Raw genomic sequence first — 19,216 nt, 5'->3', positions numbered from 1 at the left:
GCAAGCCGCGACGGCGGAGCTGGCGATAGACGCACGTTGATTACGCTCGCTCGCTGGCCAGTACGGCTCCGGATGCGTGACGGGTTCAATGTGGCCCTCCCTTGTGTACCTCTGTCCGGCATCGGACAGAGGTACACGTCGGAGGGCCCGGCCACAAGCCCTTGGTGCACTCGGCCTAGGCCGGGCCCACGTGGTCGGCGAACCACTCCCGCAGCGGGCGGGCCGCCCGCAGCACGGTGACGACGCGGTCCGCGGCCGCCGCCGTGCCCAGCCAGGCCGCCGGCGGCCACTCCTTCCAGCACACCAGGCCCTTGTGCCGGAGCAGATCGATGCGCGGATGATCCTTCGGGTAGCCGCGGGGCACGGTCTTCAGCGTGTCCCGCCCGAGCACCCCGATCCCCGCCTTCTCGATCTTCGCGATGATCCCCGCGAGCACGGTTCCGGTCGCGTCGGAGGCGACCGCGCGGCGATAGCGGTCCAACTGCTCGGGGGACATCTGATACATCCCCGCGCCCACCGCCAGCCCGTCCTGCGACAACTGGACGTAGCCGGCCTCCGGGAGCGACGCCGCCAGGTGGTTCTTGTACGGCGACTTGTCCTTGCTGAACCGCACGTCCCGATAGGGCCGGAAGATCCTGCCCGGCCCGAACTCGGGCTCCAGCCGCGCCAGCAGTTCCTCCATCGGCGCGCGCACCTGGTTCTCATAGACCGGCAGGTGTGCCGTCCAGTACGACTTCGAGTTGTCGGCGGTCAGCCCCTCGTAGAACTCGAGGGCCTCGCTCGGCCAGCCACGGAACGTCACCGCGCCAATCTACTGCCGATCATCGTCCTGAACGGGCGGGTATCTTCGTCGGATGCGGAAGGGGACTCGGCGGTTCGCTCTCTGGCAGGCCGACCTCGACGGTGGGGTGTGCGCCGTACCGGAGGAGTGCGTGGAGTTCCTCCGCGAGAGTGACCAGGTCAAGGTGGTTCTCGAACACCGCGAATTCGGGCTGAACGCGACCACCCAGGTCTTCGACGCCGAGCTCCGGCAGGACGTGGAGTGGCAGTTCACCGGGCTGGTCTGGCCGCCCGACCTCCGCCCCGGCGCCCTGGTCACGGTGTCCTGGCAGGCGGCCAAGGACGAGATCGTGGTCCGCACGGCCGCACTCGACGAACCGGTCCGGGTCGACGGCGTGGCCTACTACCACGAGTACGACCCGCGGGTGGTGACCCGCTCGTTCGACCCGGGAAAATCCAACCGGGGGCAGGTGCTGCGCTCGGTCCGCCGGGTGGGCCGGGTCTTCGAGGACGGCAGCGCGGTGCTCGCAGACTCGGAGCTGCCGAAACACTGCGGTCTGGGCCGCGGAGCGAAGGGCACGTTCCTGCTGAAGAACGCGCTCGACCAGCTGATCCGCGAGGGCTTCCTGACCCGGGTCGACGGCAGCGTCGACTCGTCGGGCTACGCGAGCTATCCGGCCGTTCCCGGCCAGAAGACGGCCGAGATGCTGTTCTACGCCCCGATGGTCGAGCCGGCCCCCTACCCGGGCGACCCCGACTTCGACCTCCTCGACGACGATGCCGGCGCCGAACGCCGCGAGCACTGGGTGAGCGGCTTCGTGCGCCGCCTCCCGGCCGGCGCCCAGCCGTCGGAGCGGCAGGTCAGCCTGCACGAGCAGATCGCCGAGATGCCGCTCGCGCCCGGCTACACCTTCGTCAAGAAACACCACCGCGGCAGCACCCACCCAGCCGACTCGACCGAGCCCTCGCCGGGCCCGCCGCCGGTCGAAACAGACCGGCACGCCGAGCCCGACCAGGGGTAGCGCCGCCCGGGGCTCGGAACCGGGTCAGCTGAAGCGCCAGACCGCGATGGAGCCGTCGATGCGGTGGTAGATCAGTGCGCCCGCGCTCACGTCGCAGTGGCCGGAGACGCGGGGGGCCTGGCCGAGGATGCGGACCGATGCGTGGGCCGGGTCGAGTTCGCCGAACCAGTAGTCGTTCGGGGTGGCGGCCGGGTGGAGGGCGTACCGGAGGGTGCCGCCGGGGCCGATGACCGCGCGCCAGTCGCCGAAGTCGCCGCGAGGGTCGCCGGTGGCCGGGTCGAGCAGGAACAGGTGTGCGGAGTCGAGCGGGGTGTGAGTGGTCGTTCCGACCAGGTCCTGGCCGAGCGGGGTGAGCGCCGCCCATCGGGAACTGCTCCAGCAGCGTGCGCCCGGTCGCCGGGTCGCGGACGGTGACGCCCTGGACGCCGAGGTAGGAGCAGAGGACCTGGACGCAACCGGGTTCGAGCCGGTCTTCCCGGGGGTCGGCCGGCACGTGCCACAGCGGTGTCAGTGCGGGCAGCCGGTAGGCCGACAGACCCGACGAATCGCCGATCACGAAGCGGTCCTCGGAGATGTAGCTGTAGATGATTCCGGACAGGTGGATCTTCCGGGAGGAGATCGGCGAGCCGGTCTGCCCGTCGTAACTGGTCATGCTGTCCAGTCCGGCGGTCACCAGGTAACGCGAACCGAGGGTCGGCTGGTCGACCCGCCAGCCGACGCTCCCGTTGTGGGCGTCGACCGCCCAGATCGCCAGGTCGTCGGTCAGCACCACGGTGTCGGCCGTGGCCGCGACCAGATCGGCCCCGGACGACCACAGTTCCTGCCCCGACCCGGCGTCGAAGGCCGTGGTCACGCGGGGTCCGCTGGCCATGACCAGCAGGACGTCGCCGACCTGCCGCACCCCGCTGATCGACCCCGGGGAGCCGATCCGCATCTGTCCGAGCGGATGCGCGTCGGGCAGCCGGAAGATCCGCAGCAGACCGCCGGGCCCGACCACGAACAGCCGGGTGCCGTCGATGAACATGTCGTCCAGGAACGTCGCCGGGACGGTGGCCGCCGGGTCTGGTTGCCGTAGCGGCGCGGACGCCCCCAGCAACAGCACCAGCACCAGGCTGAGCAGCAGCGGAGCCAGGGGGCGCCGGGCCGCGGCCACGCGCGGCGCGGCGTCGAGATCGATTACCCCGGCGGTCACGCCTCATTGTGAACGAGCACCGGCGGCGAGCCGACCTCCGAAAGGCTCCGAATGCGCGGGATCGGCGACGGAAACAGCCACAGACAGCACAGGGCGCCGCCGGCCGCCGCCAGCAGCAACGTCGGCCGCACCCCGATCCACGAGCCGAGCAGGCCGCCGATCACCGCCCCGAGCGGGCGCGAGCCGTAGTTGATCGTGCTGAAGACGCCGGACACCCGGCTGCGCATGTGGTCGGCGGTCACCGCGGTCTGTATCGAGTTCAGGTTGATGTCGAAGATCATGACGCCGGCCGCGCTGAGCGCCTCGCCGGCCGCGATGATCGTCGCCTCCAGCCAGTGCGGGCCGGTGGCCAGGGCCATGATCGCGATCGGGGCGGGGAACAGGATCGAGCCGAGGAGAACGAGGCGGCCCACGCCGTACCTCTGGGCGAGCCGCGGCGCGACCGCGGCCCCGGCCAGACCGCCGAGCGCCCCGAGGCCGAAGGCGAGGCCGATGACGCCGGCCGGCAGGCCGAGCGTGCGGCTGGCGAACAGCACCGCCAGCGCCTGTGCGATGAACGTGAAGAAGTTGAGCGTGGTCACGCAGGCGAGCGCGGCCCGCAGATAGGGGTGTTCGAAGACGTAGCGCACGCCGTGCCGGACGCCGCCGGCCGAGGCGTGGACCGGGGTCGAAGAAGACGGGATGCGGGACAGGAACAGGGCCGAGGCGAGGAACGAGAACGCGTCGACGATCACCGCGACCGGCGCGGTCAGCAGCTGGATCAGATAGCCACCGATCGCGGGGCCGGCCGAGAACGACGCCGAACGGCTGATGTTGAGCTTGCTGTTGGCCTCGACGTACCGCGAGGGCGGCACCAGCGTGACGAAGAACGACTGGTAGGCGGCCATCGACAGGACCTGGCCGGCCCCGGAGAGCAGTGCCACCGCGAACAGCTGGGTCAATGTGATCACCCCGAACCAGTGGGCGATCGGCAGGCTGAACAGCGCCGCCGCCCGCAGCAGGTCGGCACCGATCATGATCGACCGGCGGTGGGGACGCCGGTCGACCCACGCGCCGGCCAGCACGCCGAGCAGGTTGGGTGCCCAGACCGCGGCGGTGAGCAGGCCGACCTGGGCCGGGCTCGCGGCCAGCGTGGCGACCGCGATCAGCGGCAGCGCCAGTTCGCTGACGCGGTCGCCGAACTGCGAGATCAGATCGCCGGTCCAGAGCTTGCGGAAGTCGTTCATGACGGCAGGAAGTGCCGGAGGACCCGGACCGGCGCGGCGCCGGCCGGGCGGTCCGCTTCCGCTCTCATGACGTACGGCCCGAGCAGCTCGTCGATCTGTTCGTCGAGGTCCCGCAGCTCGTCGGCGGTGAGCCAGACGCCGGTGTTGGACACGCTCGCCGCCTGCCGCCACTCGGGGGAGAGCCGCGGCGCGGTGTCCCGCAGCCAGGTGTCGACCTGCTCCCGCGCGGTCTCGATCAACTGCCGCCCGAGCACCTCGTAGGCCGCCTCGTACTCCGGTCCCTCGCCCGGTTCGATCCGGAAGCCGCGGGCCGCCGCCTTCCACCAGCGCTGCCGCTTGTCGCCCGGCACCTCGTCCGGGTCGGCGTCGGTGACCAGGCCGAAGGTCGCCAGGTGCCGCAGGTGCCAGCTGGTGACCGAGGGGGTGGCGCCCACCTCGGGCGCGAGCATGGTCGCGGTGGCGGGCCCGTTGCGCTGCAGGAACGAGAGGGCCGCGAGGCGTACGGGATGGGCCAGCGCCCGCATCGCCTGGGGGTCGGAGATCGGGATGTCGCCGAGCGGATTCGTGAGAGACATGTTTCGAGAGTAAGCTCTCACATCTACAATGGAAAGCGGGATCTTTAAATCGCTCGATGCACGGGCGTAGCGTCCGGTGTCATGAGCGCTTCCATAGGTAACCGTCTCCTGATCGTCGGCGCCGCCGCGGTGGTCGCCGTGGCCGGAGTCGGCGCACCCGCGTACGCCGGCGGATCCCGGCCGTCGCCCGGATCGGCCGGCCTCGGCGACCGCCTCTACCCGCTGCTCGGCAACGGCGGATACGACGTGCGAAATTACGATCTGAGCCTGCGCTACGCGGCCAAGGACCCCAAGCAGGCGGTCTCCGGTGACGTCACCATCACCGCCGTCGCGACCCAGAGCCTCTCCCGCTTCGACCTTGACTTCGGTGGCGACTCGGTCGCGCGGGTCGACGTCGACGGCCACCGGGCCACGTTCACCCGCAGCGGCGACGAACTCGTGATCACCCCGAGCCGCTACCTGCCCCGGGGGCACCACTTCCGGGTCACGGTCAGCGGCTTCCAGGCCACCCCGATCGAGGCCAACGCCGACTCGCCGGTCGGCTTCGTGACCACTCAGGACGGAACGGTGCTGGCCGGGCAGCCCAATGAGTCGCACCTGCTGTTCCCGAGCAACGACCACCCGAGCGACAAGGCGACGTACACGATCACGCTGACCGAGCCGGTCGGCTGGACCGGCACGGCCAATGGCGTCCGGGTCCAGAACCGGGTCCGCAACGGGTACGTCAGCGACACCTACCGCGAGTCGAAGCCGATGGCCAGCGAACTCGTGCAGGTGGCGGTCGGCGACTTCGCCGTGCGGACGCTCCCCTCGGTCGGCCGTACGGCGATCCGTGACGTCGTCCCGCGCCGGCTCGCGTCGACGCTGTTCCCCCTCGCCGCCCAGGAGCGCGACCACATCACCTGGATGGAGAAGCAGGTCGGGCAGTACCCGTTCGAGGACTACGGCTCCCTGGTCATCGACGCCAATCTCGGCTTCGCGCTCGAGACGCAGACCTTGTCGCTCTACGACACCGGCCTGTTCGCGGCGCCCGAATACGTGCTCGGCCCGGTGATGGTGCACGAGCTGGCCCACCAGTGGTTCGGCGACAGCGTCGCACCCAAGTCGTGGAGTGACGTCTGGCAGAACGAGGGCCACGCCACCTGGTACGAACTTCTCTACTCCGAGCAGAGCGGCACCTTCAGCCAGTACGAGCGGGGCTACGCCGACCGCGAGGCGTACTTCAAGCACGTCTACGCGAACGGCGACAAGTACCGCGCCGCGTTCGGCCCGGTGGCCGCCCCGCTCGACTCCGACTCGGTGTGGGACGTGTTCAACCAGAACGTCTACGACGGTGGCGCGCTGGCGCTCTACGCCCTCCAGCAGAAGATCGGCGCCGCGAAGTTCCAGCAGGTCGAGCGGGACTGGGTCTCGATCTACCGCGGTAAGTCGGCCTCCACCCAGGACTACATCGCGCTCGCTTCGCGGGTCGCCCACCAGGACCTGCGCCCGTTCCTGAACGCCTGGCTCTACGGCACCACCACGCCGCCGATGCCCGGTCACCCGGACTGGACGGTCACGCCGGCGAGTTAGGTACGAACCCCGTACCGCCCAGTGACCGGTGTCAATGGGCGGTACGGTGGGCGGGCAACCGGAACGAGGAGGGCCTCTCACATGCGACGGTGGTTGACGGGGACGCTGGCAGCGACGCTGGTCCTGACCGGGCCGACAGCGGCGCACGCCGACGGACTGAAAGGCATGACCCTGGCCGAAAAGGTGGGCCAGATGGTCGTCTCGTACGTCTATGGCACCAATGCGACCAGCGTGAGCGCCGCCGACGCCGCGGCCAACCAGGCGAAGTTCGGCTCCGACGTGACCACCCCCGCCCAGGCCGTCGCCAAATACCATCTGGGCGGCGTCATCTACTTCACCTGGAGCGACAACCTCGCCGATCCGGCCCAGATCGCCGGCCTCTCCAACGGGCTGCAGACGGCCGCGCTCGCCGACACCGGTGTTCCGCTGCAGATCAGCACCGACCAGGAGGGTGGCGTGGTCAACCGCATCGGCGCGCCGCTCGCGGTCGGCCCGGGCAACATGGCGATCGGCGCCACCTTCGACCCGCGCAACGCGTACCGGGCGGCCCAGGTGAGCGGCGCCGAGTTGCGCGCCCTGGGGATCACCGAGGTCGACGCGCCGGTCGTCGACGTCAACACCAACCCGCAGAACGCCGCCGACGGTGTGCGCTCGTTCGGCGACCGTACGGTCCCGGTCGCGCTCAACTCGGCCGCCGCGATCGGTGGTTACCGCGCGGCCGGCATCGGCACCCAGGCCAAACACTTCCCGGGGCTGGGCGACACCACGGTCAACACCGACAACGGGGTCGCGGTCACCTCCCAGAGCCGCGCCGAAATTGTCAAAACCCACGTGCCACCGTTCGTGGCCGCGATCGCGGCCGGCACGACCAGCATCATGGCCGCGCACATCGTGGCACCGTCGCTCGACCCGTCCGGGGCGCCGGCCAGCCTCTCCAAGCCGATCATCACCGGGCTGCTGCGTAACCAGTTGCACTACAACGGCGTCGTGATCACGGACGCGCTCGACGCGGCGGCACTGAACGACTACACCAACGCGGAGATCGCGGTCGACGCGGTGAACGCCGGCGTCGACCAGTTGCTGATGCCGCGCGACGTGCCCGGCGCGATCCAGGCCCTGATCGACGCGGTCGGCAACGGCACGATCAGCGAGTCCCGCATCGACCAGTCGGTCCGCCGGATCCTGGCCACGAAGACGCACGACCCGATGGTCCCGTCCTCGCCGGTGGTCGGAACTCCGGCTCATCTCGCGACGATGGCCGACATCGCCGCCCGCTCGATCACCACGCTCCGGGGCGCCGGCCTTCCGCTGCGGCCGGACCAGAAGGTGCTGGTCACCGGCTGGGGCGTCAGCACCACGACCAACCTGGCGGCCGCGCTGGGCGCGACCCGCTTCTACACCGGTTCGCCGAGCGACGCGGTGATCGCGCAGGCGGTGACCGCCGCCCGGGCCGCCGACGTCACGGTCGTGACGACCTACAACGCGTGGGGCGACACCACCCAGCAGAAGCTGGTCAACGCACTGCTGGCCACCGGCAAGCCGATCGTGGTCGCCTCGGTCGGCGGCCCCTACGACATCGCGTCGTTCCCGTCGGCCCCGGCGTACCTGGCGGCCTACGACTACCAGCCGGTCTCGGTCACCGCGCTCGCCGCGGTCCTCCAAGGCAAGATCAAAACCAGCGGTCACCTTCCGGTGACGATCAAGGGCCTTTTCCCGTACGGCGCGGGACAGTAGCCAGGGCGAGCGGGACACTGGACGCGTGAACCTGGAGCCCTACCGCGGCGAGCTGATCGCCTACTGCTACCGCATGCTGGGCTCCTTCCACGAGGCGGAAGACCTCGCGCAGGAGACGATGCTGCGCGCGTGGAAGGCCCGCGACCGATACGACGAGACCCGCGCCTCCATCCGCACGTGGCTCTACCGCATCGCCACCAACGTCTGCCTGACCGCGCTCGAACGCGCCGCGAAACGGCCACTGCCGTCCGGCCTGGTCGAGCGGAGCGACGATCCGGGAGCGCCGCTGACCCCGGCGTTCGACATTCCGTGGCTGCAGCCGTTCCCCGACGGCCGGGTCGAGGTCGAGGCCCGGGCCGACCTGCGGCTGGCCCTGGTCGCGGCGATGCAGAACCTGTCGGCGCGCCAGCGGGCCGTGCTCGTGCTGCGGCAGGTGCTCGACTTCAGCGCCGCCGAGGTCGCCACCCAGCTCGACACCACGGTCCCGGCGGTCAACAGCGCCCTGCAGCGAGCCAAGGCCGCCCTCACCGGTGTCGGCGACCCGGGCGAGATCGCCGAACCGGACGACCCGCAGGTCCGCAAGACCGTCCAGCAGTACGCGCGGGCGTTCGAGGCGGCCGACGTTCCGGCCCTGGTCAAGCTGCTCACCGACGACGCGATCATGGAGATGCCGCCGGTTGCGCTCTGGTACCAGGGCCGCCGCCACTACGGCCAGTTCATGGAGCGGGTGTTCCGGATGCGCGGCCCGGGCTGGCTGACGAGGCCGGTTTCCGCGAACGGGCAGCCGGCGCTCGCCGCGTACGCCCCGGAAGCCGATGGTGCCCATCGGCCGCACTCGCTGCAGGTGCTGGAGATCGTCGGAGGCCGCGTCGCGCACAACGTGGTCTTCGCCGACCCGAAGGTCTTCGAGATTTTCGCGCTGCCGCCGCGATGAGTTCGGCCGCCGCGGCCGGTATGTACCGGTGAGCATCGACCGAAGGGAAACATCGTGAGCGTCATCGTCATCGAGTTCATCACCCTGGACGGCGTCGTCGAGGACCCGGACGGCTCCGGGGGCACCCCGGCCGGCGGCTGGGCCTTCCGGCACGGCCCCGAATCGGTCGCCGGCGACAAGTTCCGCCTCGGCCCCCTGCTGGACGACGGCGTCATGCTGCTCGGCCGCACCACGTGGGAGCTGTTCTCGCGGCTCTGGCCCAACCGCGACGACCCGTTCTCCCGGCGGATGAACGCCGTGCCCAAGCTGGTGGCCTCGCGCACCCTGACCGACACGTCGGCCTGGCCCAATTCACGGCTGCTCGACGGCGACCTGGCCGACGCCGTGAAGAACGAGCAGCGCGACGTGGTCGTCCCCGGCAGCCTCGGCGTCGTGCAGACGCTGGCGGATCACGATCTGATCGACGAGTATCGGCTGCTGACCTTCCCGAGCGTCGTCGGCTCCGGGCGGCGGCTCTTCACCGGCGACCGGCCGGCGGCCCACCTGCGAACCCTATCGACCGACCTCGCCGGCGCCGCCGTCCTGAGCTGCTTCGGCCGATGACGGGTCTCGGCCCGGTGACGCGCTTTTGCCGGGTGACGCGCTTTTGCCGGGTGACGCGCTTTTGCCGGGTGACGCGCTTTTGTCCGGCGAGGGCAGCAGCGTGACCAGTAGGGCCAGCACCCCGAGCAGGGCTCCGACCAGGGCCAGGGGGTGCACCACGGAAGACGCGTAGTCGCCCCACAACGCGGGTGGCGTGATCGTCGGCGGCAGCACGGCCTCGGAGAACAGCTGCCCGGTCGTCAGCACGGTGGCCGGCAACAGCAGCACCGCCGAACCGGCCCCGACGATCCACGCCGCCCGCCGGGCCGCGATCAACCGCCGGGCGGCCGCCCACCCGAGGAGCAGCCCGGCCACCCAGCCGGCCAGCTCGAGCGGGCGCACCGGCCCCGGCCGCGCCCGCACCAGCTCGATCGTCACCGACTCACCCTGCTGGTAGAGCAGCGCCGCGACCGGGCCCTTGCGGGCGCTCACGCCGAACTGGTCGTCGGCGTCGACCTGCCAGCCGTCGCCCTTCATCGCGGCCTGCACCTGCTCCGACGTGGTCGAACCGAGCGAGACGTCGACATATCCACCGCGGAAGCGGTCGTCGCCGAGCAGCCAGCGCAGCGAACCGCCGCCGGAATAGCCGAACAGCGCGTCGTCGCGATCGCCCAGCCGCACCGGCACCCCCGACCCCAGCGGAGCCACGATCTCCCGCGCCCGCACGTCGGACGGCAGCGGCCCGGCCGCCCGCCAGCCCACCCAGGCCGCACCCGCCGCGGCGGCGGCCGCGCAGGTCAGCGCCACCAGCACGGTCGACAGCCAGGCAACCAGGCCACGGCGCGCATGGGTTCGCTCGGAGGCGACAGTCATCACCGACACGGGCCGAACCCTAACCCACCCGACTGTCCAAAAGCTGCTGGTGACTGTCGCGAACCCGGCCCAGCGTCGTCCCGAATGGAGCTTCTCGAACGGCCCGACGCCGAGAGCGTCGCCGGCGGCCGGGTCGCCGGGCCCGGCTGGTGTTCACCTTCCGCGACGACGCGATCGGCCCCGCCGGCTGCTGGCCACGGCCGGAGCCGGCCCTGGTCCCGGCCCGGTCGGTGCGCGCCCAGCTGCGGGGCCGCCGCGGCGAGCCGGGCGCGCTGGAGGACGCGACGCTCGCCGCCGAATGGGCCTACCGGACGGGCGAATCGCCGTTCGTCGGCCCGGCCGCACTCGCCCTGGCCGAGACGCTCTGGCTGGGCGGGCAACATGCCCGGACCGCCGCGGCGGCCGGTCGCGGACTGGCGCTCGCCGGACGGGCCGGACGCGACGTGGAGGTCCCCGCCGCGTACGCCCACATGCTGGTGGCCCGCTAAGCCGGCGCCGGAGGGGGAATCGCCGACGGCCGCCAGGCCGGCGCGGAGAGCCGGTTGAGCGCCTGGCTGAGACCGGCCGCGCTTTCCGTGCCGAGCTTCTCGAACTCGATTTTCATGACCGGGGTGGCCAGCTTGGCCAGGCCGTGCATCTCCAGTTCGACCCGGTAGGTCACCTCGGTGCCGCCCGGCGCCGGTCGCACGAAGACGGTGTCGACGCAGGTGGCGCCCTCGTTGCGGCCGTGGAAGACGAGTCGTTCGCCGGTCGCCTCGATCAGGGTCCAGGTCAGCTCGGCGGTGATGCCGAGGATGCGGCAGGCCTGCCGCCACGTCGCTCCGGGCTGGAGCGGGCCCGAGCCGCTGCGGACGGTGTGCTGGGCGGCCCGGTCCCATTCCTGGGTGTTGCCGAAGTCCATGAGGTAGGCGAGCGCCGACTCGGGGGTCGTCCCGACGGTGAACGTGCGCTCGACGACGATCATGATGCCCCCAGGGTCGGCACTGGCGTCCGGGTCCAGATTAATGGCCGCTTCTGATCGTTGCCCTAGTTTCCGTTCGCCGCGAAACGCCGCACGAATCGGCGCTGCCACGGTGTCTCGACCGCGCGCGGATGGTAATGCTCGCGCACGAACTCCACCGCCGAGGAGGCCGGCACGCCGTCGAGCACGGCGATGCAGGCCAGGGCGGTTCCGGTGCGCCCGCGGCCGCCGCCGCAGGCGATCTCGACCCGCTCGCTCTCGCTGCGCCGCCACGCTTCGATCAAAACCTTTCGGGCGTACGCCGGATCGACCGGTAACCGGAAGTCGGGCCAGCGAATCCACCGGCTCGTCCAACCGAACTCGGGCGGCTCCGTGCCGAGCAGGTAGACCCCGAACGTCGGCGCGTGCCCGGACGGCATCGGGTCGCGCAGGCCGCGTCCGCGGATCAGCCGGCCGGACGGCAGCGGGAACGCGCCGGCGTCCTCTGGTTCCCACGACATGAGTTACAGTCTGCGCCATGCAGTTCTTCAGCGAGCGACGCCGGCGGCCCGACGACCGCCGCTGACTGCTGCACCTCCACCGGCGGGTCGATTCCGCCGGTGCCCGCTCGTGACATCGACCGACGACCCGTCCTGAAAATCGACGGGAATGGTCATGAATCTCGAAGCGCTCCTCGCCGCTCGGCTGTCCGCTGCTCTGACCGTGGTCGCCGGCCGGCCGGCCGACCCGGTGATCCGCGCGTCCCAGCACGCCGATTTCCAGTCCAACGCGGTGCTCGCGCTGGCACACGCGCTCCGGAGGCCGCCGAGAGAGGTGGCGGCCGAGGTGGTGGCCGCCGCCGATCTGTCCGGCCTGGCCGCGATCTCGGTCTCGGGCCCGGGTTTCCTCAACCTGACCGTCGACGACGACTTCCTGGCTTCGGCGGCGGCCGGTTTTCCCGAGCCGCCCCCGGCCGGCGGCGAACGGATCGTGCTCGACTACTCGGGGCCCAACGTGGCCAAGGAGATGCACGTCGGCAACCTGAGGTCGACGATCATCGGTGACGCGCTGGCCCGGATCCTCGAATGGCAGGGCCACGACGTCGTCCGGGTCAACCACCTCGGTGACTGGGGCACCCAGTTCGGCATGCTGATCGAATATCTGGTCGACACCGGCGAGGGCTCGGGCCACTCGTTGGGCGACCTGACCCGGCTCTACCGGCAGGCCCGGGCGCGGTTCGACTCCGATGAGGACTTTCAGCGGCGGGCCCGGCGGCGGGTGGTCGCGCTGCAGGGCGGCGACCCGCTCTCGCGGGAACTGTGGCAGCGGCTGGTCGCCCAGTCCGAGGAGGCGTTCATGGACGCCTATCGCCGGCTGGGTGTCACGCTCCGGCCGGACGACTTCGTCGGCGAGAGCTTCTATCAGGACCAGCTGCCGTCGGTGCTCGACGAACTCGGCGCCAAGGGCCTGCTGGTGGAGAGCGAGGGCGCCCTCTGCGCCTTCCCGCCCGGCTTCGCCGGTCGTGAGGGCGAGCCCCTGCCGCTTCTGGTGCGTAAGAGTGACGGCGGTTTCGGGTACGCCGCGACCGACCTCGCCGCGGTGCGCTACCGGGTGCGGGAACTAAAGGCGGACCGGCTGCTGTACGTGGTCGGCACCCCGCAGAGCACCCACTTCGCGATGGTGTTCGCGGTCGCCCGGATGGCCGGCTGGCTGACACCGGAGGTGCCGGCCGAGCACGTCGACTTCGGATCGGTCCTCGGCACCGACGGCAAGATGTTGCGGACCCGGGCCGGGGCGTCGGTCAAGCTCAGCGGCCTGCTCGACGAGGCCGACGCGCGGGCGTCGTCGCACGCGGTCGGGACGGCCGCGATCAAATACGCCGATCTCTCGTCGGACCGGCGCAGCGACTACGTCTTCGACTGGGACCGGATGCTGGCGTCGACCGGCAACACCGGGCCCTACCTGCAGTACGCGTACGCCCGGATCCGGTCGATGTTCCAGCGGGCGGGCGACGACGCGGCGACGGGCGGCCCGGTCGTGCTGGGGGAACCGGCGGAGCGGGCGCTCGCGCTGGCCCTGCTCGGCTTCGAGCCGGCGGTGCGGGCGTCGGGCGACCGGCGGGAACCGCACCGGCTGGCCGCCTATCTGCACGACCTGGCGGCGGCGTTCTCGGTGTTCTACGAGAACTGTCCGGTGCTGCGGTCGGAAGGGGCGACCCGGGCGAGCCGGCTGGCGCTGGCCGACCGGACCGCCCGGACCCTCGAACGGGGGCTCACACTGCTCGGCATCGAACTGCCGAGCTCGATGTAGGCCGCTTCAGCCCCCGCCGTTCGCGCGCGACGGCGGCTCAGCGGTTGTTGTCGCTCGCGACGGCGGTCCAGTTGTTGCCGTGGCGGCGGCTCAGCGGTTGTTGTCGCTCGCGACGGCGGCTCAGGGGCTGTTGTCGCTCGCGACGGCGGCTCAGGGGCTGCTGTCGCTCGCGACGGCGGCTCGGGGGCTGCTGTCGCTCGCGACGGCGGTCAGCCGTTGCTGTTCGCGATCGCGGCGATGAAGATGCCGAGCACGACGATCGGGATGCAGAGGCCGAGCCAGGTCATCGGGCGGGCCAGGAGTCGCGGCCCCGGGTTCATCGGCGGGCGGCTCGGCCCGAACGGGTTGGGCTGCGGCGCCGGCAGCCGGGCCACCTTGCCCCGCTTGATCAGGTTGACCAGGACGGTGATCGGCGTGGCGATGAACGAGCCATAGCCATACCACCCCTGGACCAGGGTGCGCGAGGTCATGTGGCGGAAGGTGCCGAGGCCGCAGTCGCGGCAGAACGGGCCCTCCATCCGCAGGAACCGCATCATCACGATCATGCCCTGGTGGCCACGGAAGGTCATCGAGACGGCCGGGACGCTGCCGCAGAACCGGCACGAGACCATCGGCAGCTCGCCGCCGTAGCCGGCCGGAGCCGGATAGGCCGGGGCGGTGGCGGGCTGGCCGCCGAAGTTCTGCGCCGGGTAGGCCGGCGCGGGCGACGTCGGGTAGCCCGGCTGCTGCCCGTAGCCGGGCGGCGGGGCGTAGGCGGGCTGTGGGGCGTAGGCGGGCTGTGGGGCGTAGGCGGGCTGCTGCCCGTAACCGGGCGGCGGCCCGTAGGTGGGGGGCACGGCGGGCGGCTGCGGCTGGGACACGTCTCACCTCGTGGAAGCATGTTTTCGGGCGCGTGAGATTACCTCGATATCCGTCCGGCCCGCTGCCCCGTCTACTTTGCGCCGATCGATGTCCAGTTGCCCTTACGGTCCGCCGTCACCCGCAGTGTCCCGGGCCGTCCGGAGCTCAGCGCGATCGAGCACGTGTACTCCCGCAACCCGTCGTTGGTACGCCGCGCCCCGATCGGCAGGCACTCGGCGCTCTCGACGGTGGCCCCGTCCGACACCTCGACGCGTCCGCTGTGCACCAGGCTCTGCTCGATCGTGTGCTGCACCCGTGGCTCGACCACCTGCGACTGCACGATGCCGGCGGTCACTCCGACCGCGTACAGCCCGGGCACCGCGGCCGCGACCAGCGTCAGCCCGAAGGCCAGCCAGTACGGATAGCGCGGGTTGCCGTGCCGCCTCGCCCGGCGGGCCCGCCGCGCCGCCATCGGCGCGCCGAGCAGCCCGAGGGCACCACCGCAGGCGCCGGCCAGCACCCCCCACATCAGTCCGAGGTGGTCGGTGGCCAGTGCCGACGTGGCGATCCCGCCGGCCAGCGCCAGGAACAGGCTGACCAGCGCCACCGGCAGCCAGGTCGGCGGGGCCGGCCGTCCCGCGCCGTGCATCAGCTCGGGGTAGGGCACCATCAGAGCGCCGTGCCGGGTGGGCGGGGCGCCGTCCCACGGTGGCGGCTCCGGGGCGGCCGGTGGTGCGGGCTCGGCCCACGGCGGGGACGCGGGGTATTCGGGCATCGGCTGCGCCGACCCGGAGTCGTACGGGATCTGGGTGGTCATCGCGAGGAGGCCTCCGCGGGTAGCGGCTCGGTTGCAGCACCGCTTTGATCGGCCGCCCGGATGCCGACCTGAGGTTAGTTTTCGGGTGCTTTCACCGGCACCTGCAGCTCGGTGATCCACCGGTCGAAGTCGCCGGGCGGGCACTCGAGGTAGATCTCGCGGGCGAAGCCGGGCCCGACCGGCCGGTAGCCGTTGTCGTCGATCCAGTTCGCGATCTTCTGGACCGTACCCATCGCCTCCATCATGCTGCCCATGTGCAGCGCCGTCGCGGCCGGGCCGAGCGGCGGCAGGTCGATCACGTCGAAGCCGAGGCCCTCCGATCCGGTGCCGGACACCACCGGGAACGCCGCGTGCACCGAGATCGTCTCGTCGCCGGGCCCGGTCGGCGCCGGCTCGTAGTATCCGATCGGCGCCCCGGTCATCGCGATGCCGTGCTGCTTCATGAGCTCCATCAGCCGCGGGTAGAGCGGGCTCAGGTTCTCCGAGATCGACGCGGCGTCGTCGTAGCTGGCGGCGGTCGCCGACAGCTCGACGACCCGCAGCGCCGGCACGTTCTTGAGGATGACGTCTCCGGTGTCCATGTGGCCTTCCGTCTCGATCAGGCGGAGACGTGCGTCGACCTGGGCCAGGCGGGCGGCGTCCCGTTCGACCTGGGCGGCCAGTTCGGCCCGCCGCAGCCGCAGCATGCCCCGCAGCTCGCCCGGCTCGACCTTGTCCTCGATCATCGATTTCACCTGCTGGAGGGTGAAGCCGAGATCCTTGAGGGCGATCACCCGGTTGAGCACCCGCAGCTGGGCCGCGGTGTAGTAGCGGTAGCCGCTGTGCGGGTCGACGTGGGCGGGGCGGATCAGGCCGATGGCGTCGTAGTGACGCAGCATCCGCACCGACACCCGGCCGAGGCCGGCGAAGTCTCCGATAGTGAACATGGTGTGTTCACCTTCCGCTCTGACACCGTGTCAGGGTCAAGGCGCGTTGTTGACCGCCGGCGGCGTGGTCGGGTCGGTGGTCGGGGCCGTGGTGGGTGCGGTGGTCGGCGCGGTCGTGGGTGCGGTGGTCGGCGCGGTCGTCGGCGGCGTCGTGGTCGGCTTGCTCGACGACGCGCTCGCCGAGGCCGAGCGGCTCGGCCGCTGGCTCTGCCCGTTGGGCGTGTTGTGCGCCCTCGTCGTCTCCGGCGGCGGCACGACCGGCAGGGACGGCCCCGCCGGGGCGGAGTCGCCGGGCGTGGCCGACGGGGTGGTGGTGGGCGTGCTCGAGCTCGGATCCTGCTTGTTGCCCGGGCGCAGGGCGATCGCCAGCGCGAGGCCACCGGCCAGCACGATCATCGCGATCACGCCGATCAGCAGCGCGGTCTGGCTGCGCGGCGGCCGCCGGTTGAGCGAGGCCGAGGTGGTGTAGGCCGCCTGCTGCGGCGCCGAGGCCGGCACCAGCAGCTCACGGGGGAGCGACACCGGCCGGGTCGGGGGTGCCGGGGCCGGGCTCATCGGGGTGGTCAGCCGGGTTCCGCTGATGCCGGCCGGGCTCATCGGCGCGTTCAGCGAGGTGCCGGTCAGCTTTTTCCAGTCGAGCGGGCCGGCCGCGGCGACCGCCGCCTCGGCGAACTCCTCCGCGCTGTGGAACCGGTCGGTCGGCTGCTTGGCCATGGCCCGGGCGATCAGCTCCCGGACCTGCGGCGGCACGTGGGCGGGCAGCGGCTCGGGCTCGTCCTCGAGGTGGCGCAGCGCGACCTGGAGCGCGTTGTCGCCGTCGAACGGCGGGTGCCCGGCCAGGCAGTGGTAGGCGACCGCGCCGAGCGCGTAGATGTCGGTGGCCGGCGAGACGTTGCCCTTGGCGACCTGCTCGGGGGCCATGTAGAGGGCGGTGCCGACGATCGCGTTGGCCTGGGTCACGCTGGTCACCGCGGCCGACCGGGCGACGCCGAAGTCGACCAGCACGACCGCGCCGGTCGGCTTGACGATCAGGTTGCCCGGCTTCACGTCGCGGTGCACCGTGCCGGCCTCGTGGGCGGCGTGCAGCGCGTCGGCCGCCTGGGCGACGATCGTCATGGTCTCGGTGACGCCCATCGGGCCCTGCTTGACCCGGTTGGAGAGCGGCTCGCCCTCCACGTACGCCATGACGAGGTAGGCCACCTGCTCGTCGTCGGTGTCGTCGGCGCTCGCGTAGTCGTAGACCTCGACCACTCCCGGGTGCCGGAAGGCGGCCATCATGCGGGCCTCGCCGTAGAACCGGGCGGCGAATTCGGGGTCGGACAGCATGGCGGTGCGCAGCACCTTCACGGCGATGACGCGGCCGAGCACGACATCGGTGCCCTTCCACACATCACCCATCCCGCCGGTGGCGATGCGCTCGTCCAACCGATACCGGTTGCCGAGGAGCTGTCCCGCAGTGAGCACCGACGGACCTTATCTGATCGGGTGGCAAGCGAACGACGCTCAACTGTACAGAGCTGTGTCCCTATCGGGGGATGAGCGGTGGCACTTTCCGCTCCTCGGCCGAATTGACGATGAGCTGCGCAAGTCGCCGGGCCCGCGTCGGTCGGGCCACCGGGCGGCCAAGGGCTCCGTCCGGCGGCCCGAGCGGGTCACTCGTCGTACGAGGGGGTCACGATCACCGTGTTGCCGGCCATCTCCAGCTCGTGGGTCTCGGCCTCGCGCTCCTTCGCGGCCCGCATCGCCCCGGCGGCCGCGAAGCCGACCGCCCCGCCGAGCAGGCCCGCCCCGAGGAGCAGGCCCCACGGGCGCCGCTTGCGCCCGGCCAGCGCGTCGGCCGCCGCGTTCGCCCGGCTCCAGGCCACGTCGGCCTTGTCACTTGCGACGCCGGCCAGGGCGGTTCCGCGCTTGTTGGCCTTCTTGGCCAGCTTGCGGCCCCGCTTCTGGGCCTTTCCGGCCAGTTTCTGACCGCGTTTCCCGAGGTTTTCCCCGCGCCGGCCGGCCCGGTCGGCGATCCGGCCGGCCTGGTCGGCGAACCGGGCCGCGGCGTCGGCGGTGTGCCCGCCCAGCTCCTGGGCGGTGTCCCCGGCCGCGGTCATGGCCGACGACAAGTAGTCCCAGGCCTGCGCCGTCGTACGTTCGGCCTTGCTCCTGCTCGAGAACATCTCGGTCACCCTCTCTTCACCTGTTGCCATTACCCCTGCCCAGGCGCATTATTCGGCAAACGTGTCCGGTGTGGACGCCATCACGTTCGGCTAATCGACTGGACAGAGGTGGGTAGTCTTGACGCGGTTCACACGGGTCACTCAGGTGACTGACAGGTTCGGCGCCTAACCTTTCGGGCAGTTTCACCGAACCTTTCGGGGGTGGCTCCGGCAGCCCCCGGCGTTGGGCAGTGCGCGTCATGCACTACGCTGCGTCGCGGCCCGCGCACACAAGGAGCAGACGCTCGGAGCGGTTCCGGGCGGGTGGAGGGAAGTGGCGTGACGCTGTCGATAACGATGTCGACGCTTGCCAACGGCGTGGTGGAAGTCGCACCGAGCGGTGAGATCGACGTTGAGAACGCGTACGAGATCCGCGAAGCCGTGGCCGCCCAGCTCACCGAGGGCCGGCTACCCGAGCGCATTGAGCTCAACATGCAGAGCGTGACCTTCATCGACTCCGTGGGCATCAGCGCGCTCGTCGCTGCGTTCCAGCTCGCTGCCGTCAGTGAGGTCAAGCTGATCGTGACCCGGCCCAGCCGGTTCGCTCACCGGCAACTCTGGGTGACCGGACTGCTCGGCCTTTTCGGCAACCCGATGCCGTTCGGCGGCGCAGACGCGGAACACCTTGTCACAGGAGCCTGATTTTCTCTCACAGACGAGGCGCCCGGCGGGGTACGCCCGGCGCCATT

Annotated in this window: 20 protein-coding genes; 8 read left to right on the top strand and 12 right to left on the bottom strand. The window is 71.3% G+C overall.

Translation table 11 applies throughout. The annotated features are described in order from the left end of the window. Positions 1-175: 175 nt before the first annotated feature. Positions 176-802, bottom strand: coding sequence for a DUF2461 domain-containing protein (locus tag AB0M88_RS16980; protein ID WP_364102204.1), 627 nt, complete (start codon positions 800-802; stop codon positions 176-178). A 52-nt stretch (positions 803-854) separates the two neighbouring features. On the opposite strand from AB0M88_RS16980, the gene AB0M88_RS16975 reads away from it, so the two are divergent. Then, complete coding sequence (locus AB0M88_RS16975) at positions 855-1,802, top strand: hypothetical protein (protein ID WP_364102201.1); 948 nt, start codon at positions 855-857, stop codon at positions 1,800-1,802. Here the strand turns inward: AB0M88_RS16975 and AB0M88_RS16970 are convergent. The 3 genes from AB0M88_RS16970 to AB0M88_RS16960 are packed head-to-tail and all read right to left on the bottom strand — an operon-like array spanning position 1,696 to position 4,795. Further along, complete coding sequence (locus AB0M88_RS16970; RefSeq protein WP_364102198.1) at positions 1,696-2,994, bottom strand: hypothetical protein; 1,299 nt, start codon at positions 2,992-2,994, stop codon at positions 1,696-1,698. The two genes, AB0M88_RS16975 and AB0M88_RS16970, sit on opposite strands and share 107 nt — an antisense overlap. Further along, positions 2,991-4,220, bottom strand: a complete 1,230-nt coding sequence (locus AB0M88_RS16965) for an MFS transporter (RefSeq protein WP_364102195.1) — start codon at positions 4,218-4,220, stop codon at positions 2,991-2,993. Before AB0M88_RS16965 ends, AB0M88_RS16970 begins: the two co-directional genes overlap by 4 nt. After that, entirely contained in the window at positions 4,217-4,795 is a 579-nt protein-coding gene (locus AB0M88_RS16960; protein ID WP_364102192.1) for an ArsR family transcriptional regulator, read from the bottom strand. Before AB0M88_RS16960 ends, AB0M88_RS16965 begins: the two co-directional genes overlap by 4 nt. Positions 4,796-4,876: 81 nt before the next feature. On the opposite strand from AB0M88_RS16960, the gene AB0M88_RS16955 reads away from it, so the two are divergent. From AB0M88_RS16955 to AB0M88_RS16940, 4 genes are all read left to right on the top strand, one after another. After that, positions 4,877-6,367 carry a M1 family metallopeptidase gene (locus AB0M88_RS16955; protein ID WP_364102189.1) on the top strand — a complete coding sequence of 497 codons (1,491 nt, stop codon included), beginning with the start codon at positions 4,877-4,879 and terminating at the stop codon, positions 6,365-6,367. 81 nt (positions 6,368-6,448) lie between these two features. Next, on the top strand, positions 6,449-8,101 hold the full coding sequence (locus AB0M88_RS16950) for a glycoside hydrolase family 3 N-terminal domain-containing protein (RefSeq protein WP_364102186.1): 1,653 nt from the start codon (positions 6,449-6,451) through the stop codon (positions 8,099-8,101). A gap of 25 nt (positions 8,102-8,126) precedes the next feature. After that, entirely contained in the window at positions 8,127-9,035 is a 909-nt protein-coding gene (locus AB0M88_RS16945; RefSeq protein WP_364102183.1) for a sigma-70 family RNA polymerase sigma factor, read from the top strand. 54 nt (positions 9,036-9,089) lie between these two features. Further along, positions 9,090-9,638, top strand: coding sequence for a dihydrofolate reductase family protein (locus AB0M88_RS16940; RefSeq protein ID WP_364102180.1), 549 nt, complete (start codon positions 9,090-9,092; stop codon positions 9,636-9,638). Here AB0M88_RS16940 and AB0M88_RS16935 read toward each other — a convergent pair. Beyond that, positions 9,588-10,499, bottom strand: a complete 912-nt coding sequence (locus tag AB0M88_RS16935; RefSeq protein WP_364102177.1) for a hypothetical protein — start codon at positions 10,497-10,499, stop codon at positions 9,588-9,590. The two genes, AB0M88_RS16940 and AB0M88_RS16935, sit on opposite strands and share 51 nt — an antisense overlap. Positions 10,500-10,639: 140 nt before the next feature. Here AB0M88_RS16935 and AB0M88_RS16930 point away from each other — a divergent pair, with 140 nt between their 5' ends. Further along, positions 10,640-10,978, top strand: coding sequence for a hypothetical protein (locus AB0M88_RS16930; protein ID WP_364102174.1), 339 nt, complete (start codon positions 10,640-10,642; stop codon positions 10,976-10,978). Here AB0M88_RS16930 and AB0M88_RS16925 read toward each other — a convergent pair. Together AB0M88_RS16925 and AB0M88_RS16920 are read right to left on the bottom strand one after the other, a co-directional pair. Further along, complete coding sequence (locus tag AB0M88_RS16925) at positions 10,975-11,454, bottom strand: SRPBCC family protein (RefSeq protein WP_364102171.1); 480 nt, start codon at positions 11,452-11,454, stop codon at positions 10,975-10,977. The genes AB0M88_RS16930 and AB0M88_RS16925 overlap by 4 nt on opposite strands. A gap of 62 nt (positions 11,455-11,516) precedes the next feature. Continuing rightward, complete coding sequence (locus AB0M88_RS16920) at positions 11,517-11,951, bottom strand: protein phosphatase (RefSeq protein ID WP_364102168.1); 435 nt, start codon at positions 11,949-11,951, stop codon at positions 11,517-11,519. A gap of 154 nt (positions 11,952-12,105) precedes the next feature. Between AB0M88_RS16920 and argS the strand changes: the two genes are divergently transcribed. Continuing rightward, the gene (gene argS, locus AB0M88_RS16915) at positions 12,106-13,740 is read left to right on the top strand and encodes an arginine--tRNA ligase (protein WP_364102165.1); all 1,635 of its coding nucleotides are present in this window, start codon (positions 12,106-12,108) and stop codon (positions 13,738-13,740) included. Positions 13,741-13,949: 209 nt separating this feature from the next. Here argS and AB0M88_RS16910 read toward each other — a convergent pair whose 3' ends face one another. The 5 genes from AB0M88_RS16910 to AB0M88_RS16890 form a co-directional block, all read right to left on the bottom strand. Beyond that, positions 13,950-14,600, bottom strand: coding sequence for a hypothetical protein (locus AB0M88_RS16910; RefSeq protein ID WP_364102162.1), 651 nt, complete (start codon positions 14,598-14,600; stop codon positions 13,950-13,952). Positions 14,601-14,671: 71 nt separating this feature from the next. Next, the gene (locus tag AB0M88_RS16905) at positions 14,672-15,397 is read right to left on the bottom strand and encodes a hypothetical protein (protein WP_364102160.1); all 726 of its coding nucleotides are present in this window, start codon (positions 15,395-15,397) and stop codon (positions 14,672-14,674) included. A gap of 74 nt (positions 15,398-15,471) precedes the next feature. After that, a complete protein-coding gene (locus AB0M88_RS16900; protein ID WP_364102157.1) occupies positions 15,472-16,323 on the bottom strand; it encodes a MerR family transcriptional regulator in 852 nt (283 codons plus the stop codon). A 36-nt stretch (positions 16,324-16,359) separates the two neighbouring features. After that, entirely contained in the window at positions 16,360-17,787 is a 1,428-nt protein-coding gene (locus AB0M88_RS16895) for a serine/threonine-protein kinase (RefSeq protein WP_364102154.1), read from the bottom strand. Between the two features lie 188 nt (positions 17,788-17,975). After that, positions 17,976-18,488 carry a hypothetical protein gene (locus AB0M88_RS16890; protein ID WP_364102151.1) on the bottom strand — a complete coding sequence of 171 codons (513 nt, stop codon included), beginning with the start codon at positions 18,486-18,488 and terminating at the stop codon, positions 17,976-17,978. A 318-nt stretch (positions 18,489-18,806) separates the two neighbouring features. Between AB0M88_RS16890 and AB0M88_RS16885 the strand changes: the two genes are divergently transcribed. Further along, positions 18,807-19,169 (top strand): STAS domain-containing protein, encoded by a 363-nt coding sequence (locus AB0M88_RS16885; RefSeq protein ID WP_364102148.1) that lies wholly within the window; start codon positions 18,807-18,809, stop codon positions 19,167-19,169. Positions 19,170-19,216 lie beyond the last annotated feature (47 nt).

The sequence above is a fragment of the Actinoplanes sp. NPDC051411 genome (assembly GCF_040682075.1).
In the GTDB taxonomy this organism is placed as follows: Bacteria; Actinomycetota; Actinomycetes; order Mycobacteriales; family Micromonosporaceae; genus Actinoplanes.
Note: the sequence above shows the minus strand (reverse complement) of the source record. Positions and strands in the feature narration are given on the sequence as shown.

Excerpts from the sequence above, each read along its gene's own strand:
- AB0M88_RS16975 (WP_364102201.1), top strand. The coding sequence starts at position 855 with ATGCGGAAGGGGACTCGGCGGTTCGCTCTCTGGCAGGCCGACCTCGAC.
- AB0M88_RS16965 (WP_364102195.1), bottom strand. The coding sequence starts at position 4,220 with ATGAACGACTTCCGCAAGCTCTGGACCGGCGATCTGATCTCGCAGTTC.
- AB0M88_RS16960 (WP_364102192.1), bottom strand. The coding sequence starts at position 4,795 with ATGTCTCTCACGAATCCGCTCGGCGACATCCCGATCTCCGACCCCCAG.
- AB0M88_RS16955 (WP_364102189.1), top strand. The coding sequence starts at position 4,877 with ATGAGCGCTTCCATAGGTAACCGTCTCCTGATCGTCGGCGCCGCCGCG.
- AB0M88_RS16950 (WP_364102186.1), top strand. The coding sequence starts at position 6,449 with ATGCGACGGTGGTTGACGGGGACGCTGGCAGCGACGCTGGTCCTGACC.
- AB0M88_RS16925 (WP_364102171.1), bottom strand. The coding sequence starts at position 11,454 with ATGATCGTCGTCGAGCGCACGTTCACCGTCGGGACGACCCCCGAGTCG.
- AB0M88_RS16920 (WP_364102168.1), bottom strand. The coding sequence starts at position 11,951 with ATGTCGTGGGAACCAGAGGACGCCGGCGCGTTCCCGCTGCCGTCCGGC.
- argS (WP_364102165.1), top strand. The coding sequence starts at position 12,106 with ATGAATCTCGAAGCGCTCCTCGCCGCTCGGCTGTCCGCTGCTCTGACC.
- AB0M88_RS16905 (WP_364102160.1), bottom strand. The coding sequence starts at position 15,397 with ATGACCACCCAGATCCCGTACGACTCCGGGTCGGCGCAGCCGATGCCC.
- AB0M88_RS16900 (WP_364102157.1), bottom strand. The coding sequence starts at position 16,323 with ATGTTCACTATCGGAGACTTCGCCGGCCTCGGCCGGGTGTCGGTGCGG.
- AB0M88_RS16890 (WP_364102151.1), bottom strand. The coding sequence starts at position 18,488 with ATGTTCTCGAGCAGGAGCAAGGCCGAACGTACGACGGCGCAGGCCTGG.